The following is a 17021-nucleotide window of genomic DNA, read 5'->3' as shown; positions in this document are numbered from 1 at the left end:
CCGGCATCCGTGGGCGATACGCCACGGAGCCCGTGGCCGGGACGTGCTTCGACGGGGCGGTTCACCTTCACTGTCTGCGTTGTGACCGGTGCTCCTGGAGCAGCCGCTGTTGTTTCCAGGCCATGGCCGCGGCGAGCGTGGTCGTCGCCACGAGCAGGGAACCCATGGCTCGTGCCGCGCGGCGGCTGCGGAGGGTGCGACGGTGCGTGGCGATGCCCGCGGCGAGGAAGTCCGATTCGAGGGAGGTGAGTTCGGCCCGGTCGGCAAGCGGGGCATGGGTGCCGAGCTGGGCGAGGCGAACCGGTGAGATCCGCACGCCGGGGTCCCGTCCGACTGCTTCCCAGGCACTGGCGGCCTCGGTCAACCAGCGCTGGAAACGCAACCTCTCGCGGTCCCGCTCGATCCAGCCGCTCAGCCGGGGCCAGGCGTCGATCAGGGCCTCGTGCGCCAGGCCGGCGGTGGTCCCGTCGAGCGTGATCAACCGGGCACGGGCCAGCGACTCCAGGACCTTGTCCGCCTCCTGCCCCCTGCCCAGGGACGCGAGTTCGGCCCGGGTGACGGCGCGACGGGTGTCGGGGACGCCGTCGGCTCCCGGAGCGATCATCCGCAGCATGATCCGGCGCGCGATGTCCGCCTGGGCGGTGTCGAGCCGCGCGTAGACGGCCTCGGCGCTCTGGGCGATCGCACCGCGCATGCCGCCGGCCTGTTCGTAGGAATCCAGGGTGAGGGTACGGCCGCGCCGCCGGTTCCAGGTCTCCAGAAGAGCATGGGACAGCAGCGGCAGCGCGAAGCCGTTGTCGGCGACATCGGCGGTGAGCCGGGCCGTCAGCGCGCGCTCGACGACCAGCCCGTGTGCCCGCGCCGGTCCGACGACGGCATCGCGCAGCTCGGCAGAGCTCATCCGGGTCACGGGCAGGCTCGCATCGCGGATGACCGCCGCGAGACCCGGATGCTCCAGACAGCGCGCGTAGAAGTCCGCGCGGATCCCCAGGACCACCCGGAGGCGGCCGGCCGGGCTCCGGGCCGTGAGCAGGGCATCGACGAACTCCCTCTGCTCGACCGGGTCGTGACACAGTGTGAAGAGTTCCTCGAACTGGTCCACGATGAGGAAGACGTCGGCCGTGCGGGCACCCGCGGACGACAGGAGCGAGCGATGGGTGGCGAGCGGACGCTCGCCGGGGGTGATGATGCGGACCGCCGCAGGGCGTGCCGGACCGTTCTCCGGACGACGCAGCCGGGGCACGAGCCCCGCACGCAGAAGAGAGGACTTCCCGCTCCCGGAAGGGCCGAGAAGCGCTACCGCACGCTGCTCGCGGGCCAGGGCCCAGAGGTCGTCGGCGAGGCGCTCACGACCGAAGTAGAGGGCGTGGTCGGTGTGGTCGAACCGGGCGAGCCCCTTGTACGGGGGCGTCCCGCGGTCGGTGTCCTGGGCCGCGAGCGCCTCCGACGCGTGACGCCAGCGCGCCTCCCACGCATCGGCGTTGCCACCGCACGCCTCGACGTACGCGAGCAGGACGGCGAGGGTGGGCAATTGCTTGCCGGCCGCGGCCCGGGAGAGGGTGGTGACCGAATAGGAGCAGCGACGGGCCATCCGGTGGTACGGAGGGCTGCCCGCGTCATGGCGGAGCCGACGCAGCGCGCTCGCAAGCTCGGCGACCGGACCCGCCGAGGCGTCGAGCGGATTCTCGTGTCGGCCCATGCCCTCCTGCCCTCCCCACTCGTGCCGGGGTCCGACCCAACCGCGCCGCTGTGCTGCCCGCAAGAAGAATTCGCGCCGTGGCCGACCGGCCGGGCCCCGCCACCGGCCACCGCCGACGGCAGGAGATTGTTTCATCGTACGAGAGGACCTGCGCAACAAACCCCGATGGCCCGAGACTTGGGCGCAACGGCGGGCCACGGACCTTTTGCCCGCCGAGGAGAGGACCTGCGCATGCGCAGGCGTGGCACGGCGGTGCCGGTGGTCGCGGCGGTGTCCGTACCGTGCTCCAGGACCTGTGACACCGACCGAACCGCCTCGGCACAACGGACGGCCCCATCGACGGGGGGTGGGGCCGTCCCCGAGCCCGCGCCCCGCACGGGGCGAGTACCCGCGGACGCACGACCTCCGGCCCGTTCCGGCCTGTTCAGCCTCGTTCCGGGGGTGGTCGAAGGGATGCAAGGGACTGAGGAGACACGGATGAACGGGGTGGATCTGGCGGCCGCGGCGGTGGACGCGGTGGCACGGGCCACGGCCGCCGCGGCGACCGCAGCGGGCGGAGCGGCCGGCGGCATGGTCGTCGACCTGGTACGCGGTCGGCTGCGGAACGTCGACCAGGGGGAGGAAGCCGTATCGGAGGTGGAGCGGACACCGGACGACCCCGATGCGCGTTCGCGGCTGCGGGAGAAACTGGCGGGAGTGCTGGCCGAGGACCCGGCGTTCGCCGCGTATCTGACGAGCGTCCTGGCCCCGCCCGGACCGACCGGACAGCCCGCCAACACGGGCAGCATCAGTATCGACCGCGGAGGGCGGGCCCGTGGCACCTTCGTGCTCGGCGACCAGGCGGTCACCAGGATCCGCAAGGGCGACCCGGGCGCGCTCGTGGCGGTCGTCGCGGTGGCCGTCGTGCTGGTTCTGGCCGTTTACGGTCTGGCCCGGCTCGCCATCGGCGACGAAGGCGCGCCGTCGCCCGGCGCCGGACACGGGGTCACCGTGCTCGAGGACCCCGCGACGGTCAAGGCCGTCGTGCCCGACCTGCACAGCATGCCGACCGGCTGGACCAGCAGGTCCACGACGACTCTCGCATCGGGCGACGAAGCCTGCTCCGAGCTGTCGGAGGAACAGTGCGCGGGGATCCTGAGCGTGGGCCAGGCGTCCTTCCACGACCCCTACGACCAGTCCGCCTCATTCCTGGTGGTCGCCTGCGCCTCGGTCGACGACGCACAACGCGTCCACGACGACTTCGAGCGGCGGATGAAACAGAAGGACGAAGCCAAGCCGCTGGCCGTACCGGCCCTCGGCGACCAGGCGTTCGCCCTCGAACTCTCGGCGGGGGAGGGCCAGGCGTACATACGCGTGGGCACCACCGTCGTCGCCGTGTCGGAGGTGGGCAACAACGACGACTACCAGGTCGCCACGCTGGAGGCGCTGGCACAGATGGTGGCGGAACGCGCCCAGGAGGCCCAGAACGGCCGCACCCCCACCGCACGGGCACGTCGAGCGACCTGACGGTCGCCCCGCACAGCCCGGCGCGCGGTGCCCCGCCGGCCCCCGACCACGGGCCCCGCCCCCGCGGCCCCCGCCGGGGCCGAGCCGTTCGCAGCCGCTACGTCCGCGGAGCGTTCAGGAGGGCGATGCCCACGCTCGTCGGACTGTGCAGCGCCGTGTTCCGGTTGCGCACCGTGTGGATGAGGCCCGCTTCCCGCAGGCTCGTGGCGTGTTCGCTCGCGCTGGCGGGGGCGACGCCCAGGAAGGCGGCGAGCTGTTTGGTGGTGCAGGAGGGATGGGCGGCGATCGTGTGGAGCACGTCGGCCCGGGTACGGCCCAGGACCGAGGCGAGCGACGGGGCCGCACCCGGGGACGGGTGCTCCGGCGCGGACGGGGTGTGCAGGGGCAGCGCACGGGCGTGCTGGTCGAGGCCCGCCGGGTAGGTCAGGGTCGGTTGGGGCTCGGCCCTCGGTTCGATCACCGGTGCCTCGATGCCGAAGACGGACGGGACGAGGAGCAGCCCTCTGCCCCGGAGGTGGAGGTCGCCCTCGCGGCCCGAGGCCATCGCGACCTCCAGCACAGGTGGACTCCAGCGGATGCGGCGGGGGTTCAGGGAGGCGAGGAGACGTTCCATGCCCCCGGCGGCCGCCTGCTGCGCGCGCACCCCGTGATCGGCCGCGGTGAAGCTGGTGATCCGTGACCAGTGGGGTTTCAGCAGTCGGTCGTAGACGTTCTCCAGCCCGGTGAAGAGCTGTTCGAGCCGGTGCCTGTCGTCGGGCAGATGGCGGGCCCAGACGGGCATGGGCTGCAACTCGGCGACGGCGGCCAGGCTCGCACGGATCCGGGCGCGCGGGGTGGCACGGACCCGCTCCAGGACCTCCTGCGGGTCGCCCGTGCTGGAGGGGGCGAGGAACGTGGGCGCCCAGCCCTGCGGCGGGATCAGATCGAGAACCATACGGGCCTCGGGAAGCAGGCCCGCGACGGCCCGGCGGCGCCAGGCCGCGAACGGCACGGGGTGGGCGCGATCCTGCAACTGTCTTACGGAGATGCTCAGTTCCCACAGTGGCGGCGGCGCCTGCGCCACTCTGGTCCGGGCCAGATCGTCCAGCGTGAAGTGGATGCGATAGACCACAGCTCCCCCGAGTCCGGTGCGGCACCGTCCCGGGCGATCCTTCTCGAAGTGCTGTGGCCGGTACAGACCGAATCGCGTCGAATCGGGGCCCCGTCAGCGGCCCTTGAGGACTCGGGCCGCGGCGTCGGCCTCCCGTTTCCGCAACACCTTCCAGGCGCTCTCCGTTCCCCGGTGGGCGTCCAGCCAGTGCCCCTGCATGACGGCCAGCCGTCCGTAGGCCCGGCGTAGATAGCCGGTGGTCCGCTTGCAGCCGAGGTCGGCACGGGCCGCGGGCTGGGCGGCGAGCGGCTCGTCCGGGCGCAGCCCGGCGGCAAGGCGCTGCGGGTCCCCGGCCGTCACACCGGCCCGGCGCACGCAGGAGCGCCAGCGGGCGGTGGCGCGCCGGTGGGCGGGGTCCCGGGCCAGTGCCCGGAGGGCGTCGCGCTCGCCCTGGTCGAGCCGGAGCCGCAGGGTGAGGTCGCGTTGGCGGCCGCCCGCGCCGAGCAGCCGGGTCTGCGCCTCGGCGAGACACCCCGTGGCCGGCCGGTGCACGCTGATCGCCTTGTTGCGGGCGGAGATCCTGTGCTTCGGGTCGCCGTAGAGGGCCCGTGCGAACGCTTCTCCGCGCGGCCGTTCCGAGGGCTGCGCGGAGGGCGGGGCGGCAGCGGACCGCGAGTCGAGAGTCTCGATGCCGAACGGCACGGGCCCGCCCCCGGCAGGGCCCGCCCCGGCCCGCAGGGGCGCGGCCTCGTAGCGGAAGCCGTGCTTCGCCATGCAGGCGGTGATCAGCCGCTGTTCGGCCTCGTGCACCCGCCGGGACGTCGCCACGGGCGCGTACAGCAGAGGATGGAGAGGGAGCCGGGCGCGCAACGAGGCGGGAATCGGGCGGAGTTGACGATCGGCCTGCGGGGCGGGGGAGGCGCCGTGGCCGTGCAGGGTCCAGGCGGCGAGGCCGACGACAGCGAGGAGGGCGAGGACGAGCGAAGCGATGCCGAGACGCCTTTGCCGGGTTCCGGGGGAGGGCGTGGAGCGTGTTGAGGACATGGACGGTCTTCTCTCCGGGCCGTGGGCCGGGGACAGCGACAGGACGTGGCCCGCTGCCCCCGGCCGGTGCGGTGATGGATCAGTAGCACTTGATGTCGGTCGTGCTCCGCACCTGCAGGGAGCTCGCCCGGTTCTGCAGGTTGCTCGGCAGGTAGTCGACGGAGGAGCCCGGGTTCACGCAGAACAGGAAGCCGCCCCAGTCGCTGCCGACCCCTGTGTAGTAGTGGCTCTCGTACCCGCTGCTGCTCGAATTACTGGCCGAAACCACATTGTTGTGCACCGTCCGGCCGCCGCCGGCGCGACTCGTCAGCTGGTTGAAGGTGTCGTTGCCGAAGTCGGTGTCGCTGTTGAAGTACGAGTGACGGGCCGAGTCGTGGATGCCCAGGTAGAACACGCAGTGGTAGCCGGACGAGCAGTTGGGTCCGGCGGATGCCGGGGAGGCCCCGAGCAGCATTCCGGCCGAGGCCACCACCGCGGCCAGAGCACTCACTGCCGCCAGTCTCTTGCGTGCACGCATGCGTTCCCTCGTTTCGGTGGTGTCGTACGCGTGGCCATCCCGGGCTGATGCCCGCCGGGGTGCCACCGCGCCTGATGTCTCAGAGCTTCCGCGAGCACGAGACCGCTTCGCGAGGTGATTCGGCATGAGCCGAACAAGGGCGAATTCACCCGCTAACCACACCGGTCGGGACGAGCTTCTTCTGCTGTCCGGGCATTGAAGGCATCCGTGGGGAGGGCGGTGTCCGGGGTCGTGCCCGGAAAAGCCGGGAGGCCCCGATGGGCGTCGCGGGCGTACGGCGGGACCTCCCGGAAGCGGCCCGGTGGCGGACACGGTCGCGGCGCACCGGTCGCGCCCCGGCAGGCGACGAAGCGGTTCACCGGCGCAGAGCGACGATCGGTGTCCTCGTGGATCCGTGCCGGCGTGCGGGCTCAGGCGGGCGGTGCGGCCGGGGACCAGGCGCCCATCCACTGCTCGGCGCCCCACGCCTCGTACCGTTCCACCTCGGTGAACCCCAGCTTCGCCGCGAGACGCATCGCGCGGCCGTTGGCGGTCTGGGTGCAGAGCACCACCGGCTCGCCGGGAAACGCGTCGGCGAACCAGCCGAGCGCCGCCGCGCACGCCTCGGCGGCGTACCCGTGTCCCCACGCCTCCGGCAGGAACAGATAGCCGAGTTCGGCCTCCCCGGCATCCGGACGGGCATGACTCCGACGCTCCGCGTCGCGCCGGTTGAGTTCGATGGTGCCGATCATCGCTCCGTCGAGATCGATCACGAAAAGACCGGGGCGCCGCCCGGGAACCTCGGGCATCGCGCGTTCGAGCTCCTCACGCGGTCGGGGACCACCCACGTAGGCGCCCACCTCCGGCGAGGCGAACAGCTCGATGAACGCCGCACGGTCCCGGGCCCCGGACTCGCGGAGCACGAGCCGCTCGGTCCTGATCGGAGCGGGGGGCCAGGCGACGGGGCCGAGTTCACTCATGGCAGCAACCTATCGGACCCCCATCGGGCAGGAAGCCCCGGACGACCGACGGCGGCGGCGAGGCGGGCCCGCGTGGTCAGCCCGTCCCGGGGCCGTCCGACGGCATGCCCTGCCGCTCATGGGGTGCGATGGCATCGAGCCAGTCGTCGGCGGTGACGACGTCCGCCCACTGCGGGAACAGCCTCTCGGTGAGGAACCGGTGGACCTCGGCGTCGATGTCCAGACAGGCGTCGGAGAGGACGGTGAGGCCGAAGTCCAGGTCGTTGGCCTGGCACAGGGTGTGCAGCACCACGGCGCTGGTGGCGATGCCGGTGAGGACGAGGCTGTCGATGCCACGTGCCCTGAGCACCACGTCGAGGTCGCTGCCCGAGAACGCGCTCGCCCGTCTCTTGGTGACCACCACCTCGCCCGGCAGGGGCGCGACATCGGGGTGGATTTCGGTGCCGGGGTCGCCCTCGACATGGAGCCCGGCTCGCGCGACGGCGGTGAGTGCCCTGTTGCGCGGGTCGACTTCCGGGAAGCCCGGACGCAACGCGATGACCACGTAGATGACGGGAATGCCTGCGGCCCGTGCACCATCGATCGCCCTGCGCAGGCGCGGCAGGTAGCCGGAGCCGTCGTCGGCGATGTCCACGACGGCCCGCTGGACGTCCATCACGAGAAGGGCACTGCTCATACGGTCTCCAGGAACGACATCGGTTCGGCGCTGAAGCGGGCGGGGTCCTCCGCGCCCGGGTCGTGCACGGCCAACGGCACCGTGGCAGTGTGCCCGCGGGGGAAGAGTTCCGCCAGGCGGCCTGCCGCGGTGAGGCGGCCCGGTACGTCCGGGGCATCCTCGGGCGCGCACACGGGGACGGCGGTCCCGGGCGTGCCGGCACTCTCCGCCGAGAACGGACAGCGGGTGTTCACCACGTCGGAGGGCACCGCCGTCCGACCCCGTTCGGAGGCGGCAGAACGGTCCCGGGGCGGGAGGCAGGGGTCCGGAGCCTTCCGCCGGCCGGCTGGAAGTCGCCCGCGTGCATGTACCGTGCGGGGTGCTCGAGGATCTCGCGCAACCACGGGGCGCGGACGGCCGGCAGCCGGGCCAGGGTGCGCCGGAACGCTCCGAGGTCGATCCGGAACGGATCATCGACGCCCGGTGCGGGCGGATCGTCGCGAAGTATGCCGCCGGGCACGAGACTTGACGTGGGAACGGGCAGCTGCCGCTCGGGAAGGACCAGCCGGAGCCACACCCCGAACGGCAACGGCACCGGGTGCGCCGGGGCGGCAGGGGCCCAGACCTCCCCGGTCTGCGGATGGGACGGTACGAGGAGGATGCCGGCGTCCACGTCGGGGGCGGGCAGCTCCGGTCCGGCGAGGACGGCGCGCCGCGCCGGCGGGGCGGCCGGCAGCAGAGCGTCGAGGGCGCGCTGGAACATCTCCGTGGCCAGGCCGTCCGGGACGGTCACCGCCCGGCCTTCCGAAGCCACCAGGAGGTGGGCGAGCGCCTGCCCCGCTGCCGCCTCCCACTGCGGGCTCCAGGACCACCGGTGACTCGCCCCGGACAGCGATCCCCACGGGGCCATCGGCTCGAACGGGGGCACGCCCTTCCCCTCCGCCATCAGCTCCGTCCAGGAGAGCGGTCCGGCGTCGGCGCCTTCGACAGGCAGGCGGAGCACGGCGTCCGGGGCGAGCCACACGGCCTGCCAGAGCGAGCAGTCGTCGATCCGGCTCGCCACCGGCAGACCGCACGCCCCGCAGGCGGTGTTGGGGCCGTCGGCCCCGGCGAGGCCACAGCAGGCGCCACCGCGCTTCTCCGGGATCAGTACGGTGCCGCGGGTGTCTCCGGGCGCGACGACGATCGCCCCGGGCGCACCGTCGGACAGGGCAGGGACCGGCGCGTGGACACCGCGGGCCGCCGCCTCGTCCGGGCCGACCTCTTCCCACCTCCGCCACGGCGGCCCCCAGGGCTCCGGTTCCACGGCGAACGTCCCCGGTTCCATGAGCACCGGAAGCTGAAGCCCGTTCCCGTACTGCTGATGGGCGTGGACCGGCAGGGCGACCCGGGACAACGGAGCGGTCAGTTCAGCGCCGCACCCCACGCACACGAAAACGAACAAATGTCCTCCGCTCGGGAAACAGGCACATCGTCGCAGCTCGACAGCGGTCGGCCAACGTGTTTTCCGCCCGCCCCGTGCCCGGAGCACAGCCACGGCGTGAGGCATCGGCCCCGTACGAACGGGCGTCGGCCGTCGGCCGTGCACGGCTCCGGCCTATGCTGGGCGAATGTCCGTCAACGGAGTACCGCCGAGCGGCTCGGGCAGCGCGGAACCCGCTGCCGAAACGGAGTTGCCCGCGACCCTGCACATTGCCGGGCTCGTGCTGGGACGGGTGGAGAGCCCTCCTTCACTGGCCTGCTGGACCGGCGGTTTCCCGGCACCGGCGGGCGCGGACCCGACCGCGGTCAGTCTGGTGACCGAACCGCTGGCCCCGCCGCAGCCGGCCACCCTCCGGCTCGCCCACGACGTCGTGAGCCGGTTCGACACCTTCGTCGCCCAGGCCACGGAGTACTGCCGCATCAGACTCCGGGAGAAACACTTCGGACTCACGGCCGAGGAGCTGGACCTGTTGGACCTTCCGGAGCCGCCATGGGGACTTCCCGAGGCAACGGTGTGGACCGACCGGAGTTGGATGATCCGCTTCGCCGAGAGCGGGCTCCACATGGGCGACCCCCATGGAATCCTCGTGACCTTCGACGGGATTCGGCCCGTCGACGTCCAAGGCGTCGACGACGACGAGTGACGAACCGGCCGCCGTACCGCCAGAAGGAACGACCACCCCGACCGGCCACCGCTCCGGCGTTCCGGCCCGTGGAGAAGCAGCCCGGACACCGGCGGAGGATCTCCGACGCCGCAGCCGGAACCGGACCCCGGCCGGGCAGGCCCCAGAACGCAGCCACGCCGAGGAACTGGATCCGGCACGGGAAGAACTGAGCGGCGGCGGAGCCGGCCGAAGCACCAAGGGCTGTCCCGCAATGCCTGGCGGGCGCACGACGACAGCCACTTCCCCGAGCTCTCGGCCGCGCCCGAGCAGGGGAGACCCCGTCCTCGCCGCGTTGCCGGAACGCCCGAACACATCCAGCATGCGGGTGCCCCTCCGCCTTGCGATGCACCGCATCCGACGCCGCGCTCCGATCCACCAGGCATTACGGGACAGCCCTTGGGCTCCCGACATGTCCGGCCCGACACTGGTGATCGATTTGGCGGAGCCCGTCTCCCCGGCTGCACTGCGGGAGTTCCGCGCTCTGATCGTGGGACTCGCCTCCCGCTTCGACGAGATGCGACCCGGGTACTTCGACGTCAACGTGCCCGCGGAGCGACTGGGCGCCCCGGTCGGCCCGAACGGCCGACCAGAGCACTCGCAGGAGGCGCCGGGCGATGATGCGGTCGCCGGAGCCGGGGCACCGCCCCGGCGCCCGGTCAGCGGGTGGCGAGGAGGCCGAGCGTATCGATCACGCGGTTCGAGAAGCCCCACTCGTTGTCGTACCAGGCAACCACCTTGACGTGGCGTCCGTCGACGCGGGTGAGGGCCGAGTCGAAGATCGACGAGGCCGGGTTGCCCGTGATGTCGGACGACACGAGCGGGTCGTCCGAGTACTCGAGCACGCCGGCGAGCGGCCCCTCCGCCGCGACCCGGTACGCGGTCAGAACCTCGTCGCGCGTCACCTCGCGGGCGACGGTCGTGTTGAGTTCGACGATCGAACCCACCGGAACCGGCACGCGGATCGAGTCGCCCGACAGCTTGCCGTCGAGGTTCGGCAGCACGAGACCGATCGCCTTGGCGGCGCCCGTCGTGGTCGGCACGATGTTGACGGCGGCGGCACGGGCCCGGCGGGCGTCGCGGTGCGGACCGTCGAGCAGGTTCTGCTCCTGCGTGTAGGCATGCACCGTCGTCATGAAGCCGTGCTCGATACCGGCGAGCTCGTCGAGCACCGCGGCCAGTGGCGCGAGCGCGTTGGTGGTGCAGGAGGCGTTCGAGACGATGGTGTGCACGTCCGGGTCGTACGCGTCGGTGTTGACGCCGTACGCGAGCGTCACGTCCGCACCGTCCGACGGGGCGCTGACCAGGACCTTCTTCGCACCCGCGTCGAGGTGGCCGCGGGCGGCCTTGGCCGAGGTGAAGCGGCCGGTGGCCTCCAGGACGATGTCCACGCCGAGCTCCGCCCACGGCAGCTGCGCCGGCTCGCGCTCGGCCAGCACCTTGATGCGGCGGCCGTCCACGACGAGGACGTCCCCGTCGACGCTCACCGGGCGGCCGAGGCGGCCGGACGTCGAGTCGTAGGCCAGCAGCCGGGCGAGCGCGGTGGGCTCCGTGAGGTCGTTGACGGCGACGACCTCGAAGTCGCTGTCGCGCTCCAGCAGTGCGCGCAGCACGTTGCGTCCGATGCGGCCGAATCCGTTGATGGCGATGCGAGTCATGAATGGTGTCCCTTCGGTTCGCCATCAATCTCGCGCGTTGCATCCGCCCACGACAGCGGCATGATCGCCATGGTTCAAAAGGATCTCGCCACGTGGCGGCGGGCTACTCGCCCTGAGTGAAGGTGCGCCGGTACTCGCTCGGCGTCGTGCCGAGGATCCGCTGGAAGTGCAGCCGCAGATTGGCGCCGGTACCGAGGCCGACGTCGATGGCGATCTGCTCGACACTCCGCTCCGAACGCTCGAGCAGCTCGCGGGCCAGGTCGACGCGGGCGCGCATGACCCACTGCATCGGTGTGTATCCCGTGTCCTCGACGAAGCGCCGCGAGAACGTGCGCGGCGACACCGCCGCGTGCCGGGCGAGTGCCCCGAGGGTGAGGGGCTCGCCGAGCCGGTGGAGCGCCCACTCGCGGGTGGCGGCGAACCGCTCACCGAGCGGCTCGGGCACGCTGCGCGGCACGTACTGCGCCTGACCACCGCTGCGGTAGGGGGCCGCGACGAGGCGCCGGGCCGCATGGTTCGACGCGGCCACTCCGAGGTCGCCGCGCAGGATGTGCAGGCACAGGTCGATGCCCGAGGCGGCGCCGGCCGACGTCAGCACGCTGCCCTCGTCCACGAACAGAACGTTCTCGTCGACCCGGACGGACGGATGCCGTGTCACCAGCGCCCGTGTGTAGTGCCAGTGCGTCGTGGCGCGCCTGCCGTCGAGCAGGCCCGTGGCGGCGAGCGCGAAGGCGCCCGTCGAGATGGCGGCCAGCCGCGCGCCCCGGGCATGGGCGGCGATCAACGCGTCGAGGACGGCCCGCGGGGGGTCGTCGCGGTCCGGGAACCGATACCCGGGCACGAAGACGATGTCGGCCCACGCGAGTGCGTCAAGGCCGTGGGCGACGTCGTACGACAGGCCGTCGCCACCGGTCACGAGACCCGGTGCCGCCCCGCACACCCGCACCTCGTACGGCATGCTCGCGCGGGTCGCGAAAACCTGCGCGGGAATTCCGACGTCGAGCGGTTTCGCGCCGTCGAGCACAAGGACGGCGACGCGATACAGACGGGATGCTGGCACGGGAGAGAGGTTACGTGGGGCGCCTTCGGTACGCCCACCGCGTGGACCACGGGCGGACGGCACCGGCCGGACAGCCCTCCCCGTAGCGCTCCACCGGCCGTCCCGACGACCGCAACCCCGTATGCCCCGGCGTTCCGCGTCGGCGAGGAACGGCGGTTGTCACCGGATCAGTAGGCTCCCGTGCTGGGCAGCGAGGTCAAGCGGACGGGGGAGCCGTGACGGAGAAGACAACAGTGGCACGGGCGGCCCGGGGGACGCGACGCCTGCCCGGGCCGTGGGCTGCGGGCGGGGGCCCGGAGCGGGATTCACAGCCCCGACCGAGTGGGAGCGCGAAGCGGGCTTCACGGCGCCGGCCGGTCCGGAGCCGGGGGCAGGGGCGGGTGCCCGCCGCGTTCGCGGTGCTGACGGCCGTGCTCATGGCCTTCCACCGGGCGGTGCCCAACTCCGTGGGCCACCTGGGCAGCCTGCTGGAAACGTTCCTTCCGTGGCTCGGCCTGATGGTCGTGGTGCTGCTCGTCCTGGCTCTGCTGCGCCGCTCGGCAACCGCGCTGGTTGCGCTGCTGCTGCCGATGGCGGCCTGGACGCACCTCTTCGGCGGGCTGCTCCTGCCCGGGGCCGGCTCCGGGCCGCACGACCTGGTCGTGGTGCAGCACAACGTCAGCGACGAGAACGCCGACCCGGCGGGTACGGCCCGCGCCCTGGCCGACGCCGAGCCCGACCTCATCGCGCTGGAGGAACTGGTGCCCCCGGCACTGGCGGTGTACGCGCGGACCCTCGCCCCGAGCCACCCGTACCACGTCGCCCGGGGCACCGTCGGACTCTGGTCGAAGCATCCGCTGACCGGCACCCGGCCGGTGGACATCAAACCCAGAGGGATCACGGAGCCCTGGAGCCGGGGGCTGAGGACCGTGGTCCACACGCCGCACGGCGCCATCGCGACGTACGTCGCGCACCTGCCCTCGGTCCGCGTCCGGGCGAGCGGCCTGGCGTCCTCCCGGCGCGACGAGAGCGCCGGCCTTCTCGGCGAGGCCGTCGCCGCCGAGAAGGTGGGAACGGTCCTCCTGCTCGGCGATCTCAACGGCACCGTCGAGGACCGCGGGCTGGCCCCGCTGACCTCGCGGATGAACACGGCGGAGCGAGGCTTCGCCCTCAGCTTCCCCGCCGCCCTTCCCGTGGCCCGTATCGACCAGGTCATGGCCCGCTCGGCGACCGTCCGCCGGATCCGCACCCTGCCGCCCACCGGCAGTGACCACCTGCCGGTCATCGCCCGGATCGAACTGGGCTGAAGAAGCGACCTCGATCGGCTCGGCAGGGAACGGCCGGGGTCAGTCCTCGGGAGTGATCGGTCGCCATTCGTAGCGCCGGGTGCCGGGGACGTGCGCGCACGACAGGGCGTAGCCCTCGGGGCTGAAGGCGACGACGTACTCCTGATCCGCGGGACAGGAGCTGAAGGCGGCAGGCCCTTCGGGGTCGGCGGGACCGCGCTCGGCGTCGGCGGGAACGGTGCGGGTGGGGGCGGTGCGGGTGGGGGCGCCCGACGGGCTGCTCCCGCCGGGGGTGTCCGGGCCGCCGGGATCGCCGCTGATCAGCACTGCCGTCGTGGCGAGGCCCGCGAGGAGCGCGGCGCCGACGGCGAGGGCCGTCCAGGGGCGTCGGCGGTGGGATGGGCGGTCGGCGGCGGGAAGGGGCGCGTCGCCGAGCTGGTCGGGGACGATGAAGGTCTCGTCCTGCCACTGCAGGGGCCAGTTCTCGGCCCCGAGGGCGCCGCGGGCGGCGGCGATCGCGTCGCGGGCCGCCGCGGCGGTGGGCCGGTGCTCGGGCCGCTCCGCGGTCATGGCGGTGAGCAGTGCCGGTGGGGCGCCCAGAGCACGCAGTACGAGCCCGGCGGCGTAGACGTCCTGGGCGGGGGAACTGTCGGCCCCGGCACGGATCTCGGGGGCGAGGTAGTCGGGCGTGCCCGGAACGAAGGCGGGTGCGGTGAGCTGGAGGTGGGGCAGGACGCGGGCGATGCCGAAGTCACCGAGGTAGGCGTGGGGGCGGGCGGCCCCGGTCGCGGCGAGGAGGACGTTCGAGGGTTTGACGTCACGGTGCACGAGGCCGGCGGCATGCACCGCGACGAGCGCGTCCAGGAGCTGTTCGGCCAGGAGCAGGCCCACGGCGGGCGGCAGTTCGCCGTAGTCGGCGAGGAGCCCGGCGAGCGTGCCGCCGCGGACCAAGGGCAGCACCAGCCAGGCCTCGCCGTCGCGGACGAACCAGTCGGCGGGGGCGAGGACATGGGGGTGCCCGATGCGTACCGACTGCTCGCACACGAGCCGCAGCAGCGCCTCGATGTCGGCGCCGCCGGTGACCTTCACCGCCACGTCCTCGCCGCGACGCGTGTCCACGGCCCGCCAGACCGTGCCCTGGGCTCCGCGCGCGATCGGCGCGAGCAGCCGGTACCGGTCGGCGAGCATCCCCCCTGCTTCCATGCGCCGTAGCGTACCGGCGCATGGGCGCATGGGCGCATCGGCGTCAGGCGCCGGCGAGCGTGAGGATCACGGTGTCGGCGGTGGTGGTGATCTGTACGGCGGTCGTGCCCGAGCTCGCGGTGAACGTGCCACCGATGTCGACCACGGTGTACTGGGCGCCTTCGAGGGAGGACCGGTAGGCGTCGAGCGTGGCCTCGGGGTCGTCCGTACGGTACGTGAGGACGTACGCGTTCTTGCTTCCGGTCACGGAGGTGAGCTCGCCCTTCGGCAGCGGCAGGCCGGCCGGCAGGTCGTCCGGGGCCTTCACACCGGAGGCGGTGGCATCGTCCGAAGAGGCGCCCGTATCGCCGGAGGGGGCGGCGTCATCGCCGGAGGGGGCGGCGTCCGGAGCCGCGGTGGCGGCGGGCTTGCCGGAGCCCTCGGGTTCGCCGCCGTCGCTGCCGCAGGCGGTCAGACCGAAGACGGCGAGGGCGGCGACGGCGGCGAGCGAAGTGGTGCGCGTCCAGGACACGATGACATCCCGTCAGTTCGAGGGTGGGTCGGACTTCCGGAAGGGAGATTGACACATGAAAACCTTCTTTGACAAGTGTAAAAACTGCTCCTAGGGTGTCCCCATGGACCAGGCCGCCACGACGCGCAACCAAGAACTCCAGCGCCAGTGGTACGGCGCCCCGCTCGGTGAACTCTGCCGGGACCTGTGCACCCTGTTCTCGGTGACCCAGTCCGGCCTCGCGGAGATCCTCGGCGTCTCGCCGGCCATGCTCAGCCTCGTCATGCGTGCCCAGCGCGCCCGGATCGCCAATCCCGACGCCGCGGCCCGCCTCTCGGCGGCGCTCCGCCTCGCCCACGACGTCCGCGCCGGCACCGTACCGGCCGCGACCGCACGCGAGACGCTGGCGACCATCAAGGCCAGCCGAACCCCCGGCCAGGACTCGCTGGGCACCGCCTCGCTCCCGCCCGCCCCTCCCCACCCGGCCCCGGTGCCGACCCCCGCCCCCGGCCCGGCCCAGGGCCCGGACCTGGACGCGCAGTTCGCCCTGCGGCTGCGCGATCTGCTCAACTCCCGTGCCGGCGCCGCGGAGATCGTGGCGGCCGCGGCCCTCCTCGAAGCCGACCACCCCGGCCTCGCCGACATCCTCCGCACCTGCGGCGCGGGAAGAACCGACGAGGCCGTGGACCTCGTCCGCCGGCTCGGCGCCGGTCACGACGCCGGTGGCCGCCGCGCAGGCCCTTGAAGGAGCGCTGCCGACGAGCGGCGAGCCGGACCACCGGCAACCTTCAGGACTCTCCCACCCCCGCCGCACCGCGGACGGCCTCCCGCAGCCAGATCAGCGCCGGGTCCGCGGCCGAGGTGGCGTGCCAGACCATCGACACGGTGTAGTCCGGCATCACCAGCGGGGGCGGCACGGCTCTGAGCCCGGCGGTGCGGGCGAACGTCGCCGCCGCGTGGCGGGGCATGGTCGCCAGCGACGGCACGGCCTTGAGCAGGGGGACGGCGCCGGCGAAGTGGGTCGTGGAGGTGAGGAGCCGCCGGCTGAGACCCTGTGCTTCGAGCAGGTCGTCGACGATGCCGCGGCGACCGTCGTAGGAGATGAGCACGTGCGGATGTGCGAGGTAGGCGTCGAGCGTCAACGGCGTGGGCAGGGGGAGGAGCCCGGGATCGTAGAGGCAGGTGTAGCCGGAAGTGAACAGGGGAGTCTGGCGGTGCTCGGGGTCGTGGGCGGGGGCCGCGACGAGTCCGAGGTCGATCTTGCCGCCGTCCAGCATGGCGTCGACGGTGGCCCGGTTGGTCTGGCGCACGGAGACACGGGGGCCGGAGCCGCAGGCGCCCGTCGTGACCAGGGCGGCGGCGAGGCGGGGCATGAGATGGGCCTCGATGTCGTCGGACATGCCCAGGACGAAGGTGCGGCGGCTGCTGGTGGGATCGAAGGAACCCCGGTCGACGATCGCACCCCGCAGGGCGACCAGGGCGGGGCCGATGGTCCGGGCCAGGTCCCCGGCGCGGGCGGTGGGCGTCATGCCGTGGCCGGAGCGGACGAACAGCTCGTCGCCGAAGAGCCGACGGAGCCGTCCGAGGGCGGCGCTGACCGCACCCTGGCTCAGGTGCAGGCGGGCAGCGGCGCGGGTCGTGCTGCGCTCCTGCATCAGAGCGGCGAAGACGACCAGCAGATTCAGATCGGCCTTGCGAAAATCGACGTCATAAATATCAGGCATGGCAACT

At 72.9% G+C, this 17021-nt stretch carries 18 protein-coding genes; 5 read left to right on the top strand and 13 right to left on the bottom strand.

Annotation, left to right across the window (positions count from 1 at the left end):
* Positions 1-67 precede the first annotated feature (67 nt).
* Positions 68-1699 carry an nSTAND1 domain-containing NTPase gene (locus ACWCXX_RS27960; protein ID WP_451131905.1) on the bottom strand — a complete coding sequence of 544 codons (1632 nt, stop codon included), beginning with the start codon at positions 1697-1699 and terminating at the stop codon, positions 68-70.
* A 477-nt stretch (positions 1700-2176) separates the two neighbouring features.
* Here ACWCXX_RS27960 and ACWCXX_RS27955 point away from each other — a divergent pair, with 477 nt between their 5' ends.
* The gene (locus tag ACWCXX_RS27955; protein ID WP_451131903.1) at positions 2177-3205 is read left to right on the top strand and encodes a hypothetical protein; all 1029 of its coding nucleotides are present in this window, start codon (positions 2177-2179) and stop codon (positions 3203-3205) included.
* A 97-nt stretch (positions 3206-3302) separates the two neighbouring features.
* Here ACWCXX_RS27955 and ACWCXX_RS27950 read toward each other — a convergent pair whose 3' ends face one another.
* The 7 genes from ACWCXX_RS27950 to ACWCXX_RS27920 form a co-directional block, all read right to left on the bottom strand.
* On the bottom strand, positions 3303-4316 hold the full coding sequence (locus ACWCXX_RS27950; RefSeq protein ID WP_451131901.1) for a MarR family transcriptional regulator: 1014 nt from the start codon (positions 4314-4316) through the stop codon (positions 3303-3305).
* Between the two features lie 93 nt (positions 4317-4409).
* Positions 4410-5339, bottom strand: coding sequence for a hypothetical protein (locus ACWCXX_RS27945; RefSeq protein WP_451131899.1), 930 nt, complete (start codon positions 5337-5339; stop codon positions 4410-4412).
* Between the two features lie 79 nt (positions 5340-5418).
* The gene (locus ACWCXX_RS27940; RefSeq protein WP_451131897.1) at positions 5419-5856 is read right to left on the bottom strand and encodes a hypothetical protein; all 438 of its coding nucleotides are present in this window, start codon (positions 5854-5856) and stop codon (positions 5419-5421) included.
* 410 nt (positions 5857-6266) lie between these two features.
* Complete coding sequence (locus ACWCXX_RS27935) at positions 6267-6815, bottom strand: GNAT family N-acetyltransferase (protein WP_451131895.1); 549 nt, start codon at positions 6813-6815, stop codon at positions 6267-6269.
* Positions 6816-6891: 76 nt separating this feature from the next.
* Entirely contained in the window at positions 6892-7491 is a 600-nt protein-coding gene (locus ACWCXX_RS27930; protein WP_451131893.1) for a cysteine hydrolase family protein, read from the bottom strand.
* Positions 7488-7664 carry a hypothetical protein gene (locus tag ACWCXX_RS27925; protein ID WP_451131891.1) on the bottom strand — a complete coding sequence of 59 codons (177 nt, stop codon included), beginning with the start codon at positions 7662-7664 and terminating at the stop codon, positions 7488-7490. The genes ACWCXX_RS27930 and ACWCXX_RS27925 overlap by 4 nt, the downstream gene beginning before the upstream one ends.
* 56 nt (positions 7665-7720) lie before the next feature.
* Positions 7721-8914 (bottom strand): hypothetical protein, encoded by a 1194-nt coding sequence (locus tag ACWCXX_RS27920; RefSeq protein WP_451131889.1) that lies wholly within the window; start codon positions 8912-8914, stop codon positions 7721-7723.
* Between the two features lie 166 nt (positions 8915-9080).
* Between ACWCXX_RS27920 and ACWCXX_RS27915 the strand changes: the two genes are divergently transcribed.
* Both ACWCXX_RS27915 and ACWCXX_RS27910 read left to right on the top strand, forming a co-directional pair.
* Complete coding sequence (locus tag ACWCXX_RS27915) at positions 9081-9596, top strand: hypothetical protein (RefSeq protein WP_451131887.1); 516 nt, start codon at positions 9081-9083, stop codon at positions 9594-9596.
* 232 nt (positions 9597-9828) lie between these two features.
* Entirely contained in the window at positions 9829-10356 is a 528-nt protein-coding gene (locus tag ACWCXX_RS27910) for a DUF6368 family protein (protein WP_451131885.1), read from the top strand.
* Here ACWCXX_RS27910 and gap read toward each other — a convergent pair.
* Positions 10274-11272 (bottom strand): type I glyceraldehyde-3-phosphate dehydrogenase, encoded by a 999-nt coding sequence (gene gap / locus ACWCXX_RS27905; RefSeq protein ID WP_451131883.1) that lies wholly within the window; start codon positions 11270-11272, stop codon positions 10274-10276. The two genes, ACWCXX_RS27910 and gap, sit on opposite strands and share 83 nt — an antisense overlap.
* Positions 11273-11375: 103 nt before the next feature.
* Entirely contained in the window at positions 11376-12332 is a 957-nt protein-coding gene (locus ACWCXX_RS27900) for a GlxA family transcriptional regulator (RefSeq protein WP_451131881.1), read from the bottom strand.
* 380 nt (positions 12333-12712) lie between these two features.
* Here ACWCXX_RS27900 and ACWCXX_RS27895 point away from each other — a divergent pair, with 380 nt between their 5' ends.
* Positions 12713-13618, top strand: coding sequence for an endonuclease/exonuclease/phosphatase family protein (locus tag ACWCXX_RS27895; RefSeq protein ID WP_451131879.1), 906 nt, complete (start codon positions 12713-12715; stop codon positions 13616-13618).
* A 39-nt stretch (positions 13619-13657) separates the two neighbouring features.
* On the opposite strand, the gene ACWCXX_RS27890 is transcribed toward ACWCXX_RS27895, so the two are convergent.
* Both ACWCXX_RS27890 and ACWCXX_RS27885 read right to left on the bottom strand, forming a co-directional pair.
* Positions 13658-14800: a serine/threonine-protein kinase gene (locus tag ACWCXX_RS27890; protein ID WP_451131877.1), complete on the bottom strand. Its 1143-nt coding sequence runs from the start codon at positions 14798-14800 to the stop codon at positions 13658-13660.
* Positions 14801-14843: 43 nt separating this feature from the next.
* Entirely contained in the window at positions 14844-15311 is a 468-nt protein-coding gene (locus ACWCXX_RS27885) for a hypothetical protein (protein ID WP_451131875.1), read from the bottom strand.
* Positions 15312-15414: 103 nt separating this feature from the next.
* Here ACWCXX_RS27885 and ACWCXX_RS27880 point away from each other — a divergent pair, with 103 nt between their 5' ends.
* Positions 15415-16035: a DNA-binding protein gene (locus ACWCXX_RS27880; RefSeq protein ID WP_451131873.1), complete on the top strand. Its 621-nt coding sequence runs from the start codon at positions 15415-15417 to the stop codon at positions 16033-16035.
* 43 nt (positions 16036-16078) lie between these two features.
* On the opposite strand, the gene ACWCXX_RS27875 is transcribed toward ACWCXX_RS27880, so the two are convergent.
* Positions 16079-17014, bottom strand: a complete 936-nt coding sequence (locus ACWCXX_RS27875; RefSeq protein ID WP_451131871.1) for a LysR substrate-binding domain-containing protein — start codon at positions 17012-17014, stop codon at positions 16079-16081.
* Positions 17015-17021 lie beyond the last annotated feature (7 nt).

It is taken from the genome of Streptomyces sp. NPDC001732 (assembly GCF_053596315.1).
This window is presented reverse-complemented; position numbering and strand designations above follow the sequence as displayed.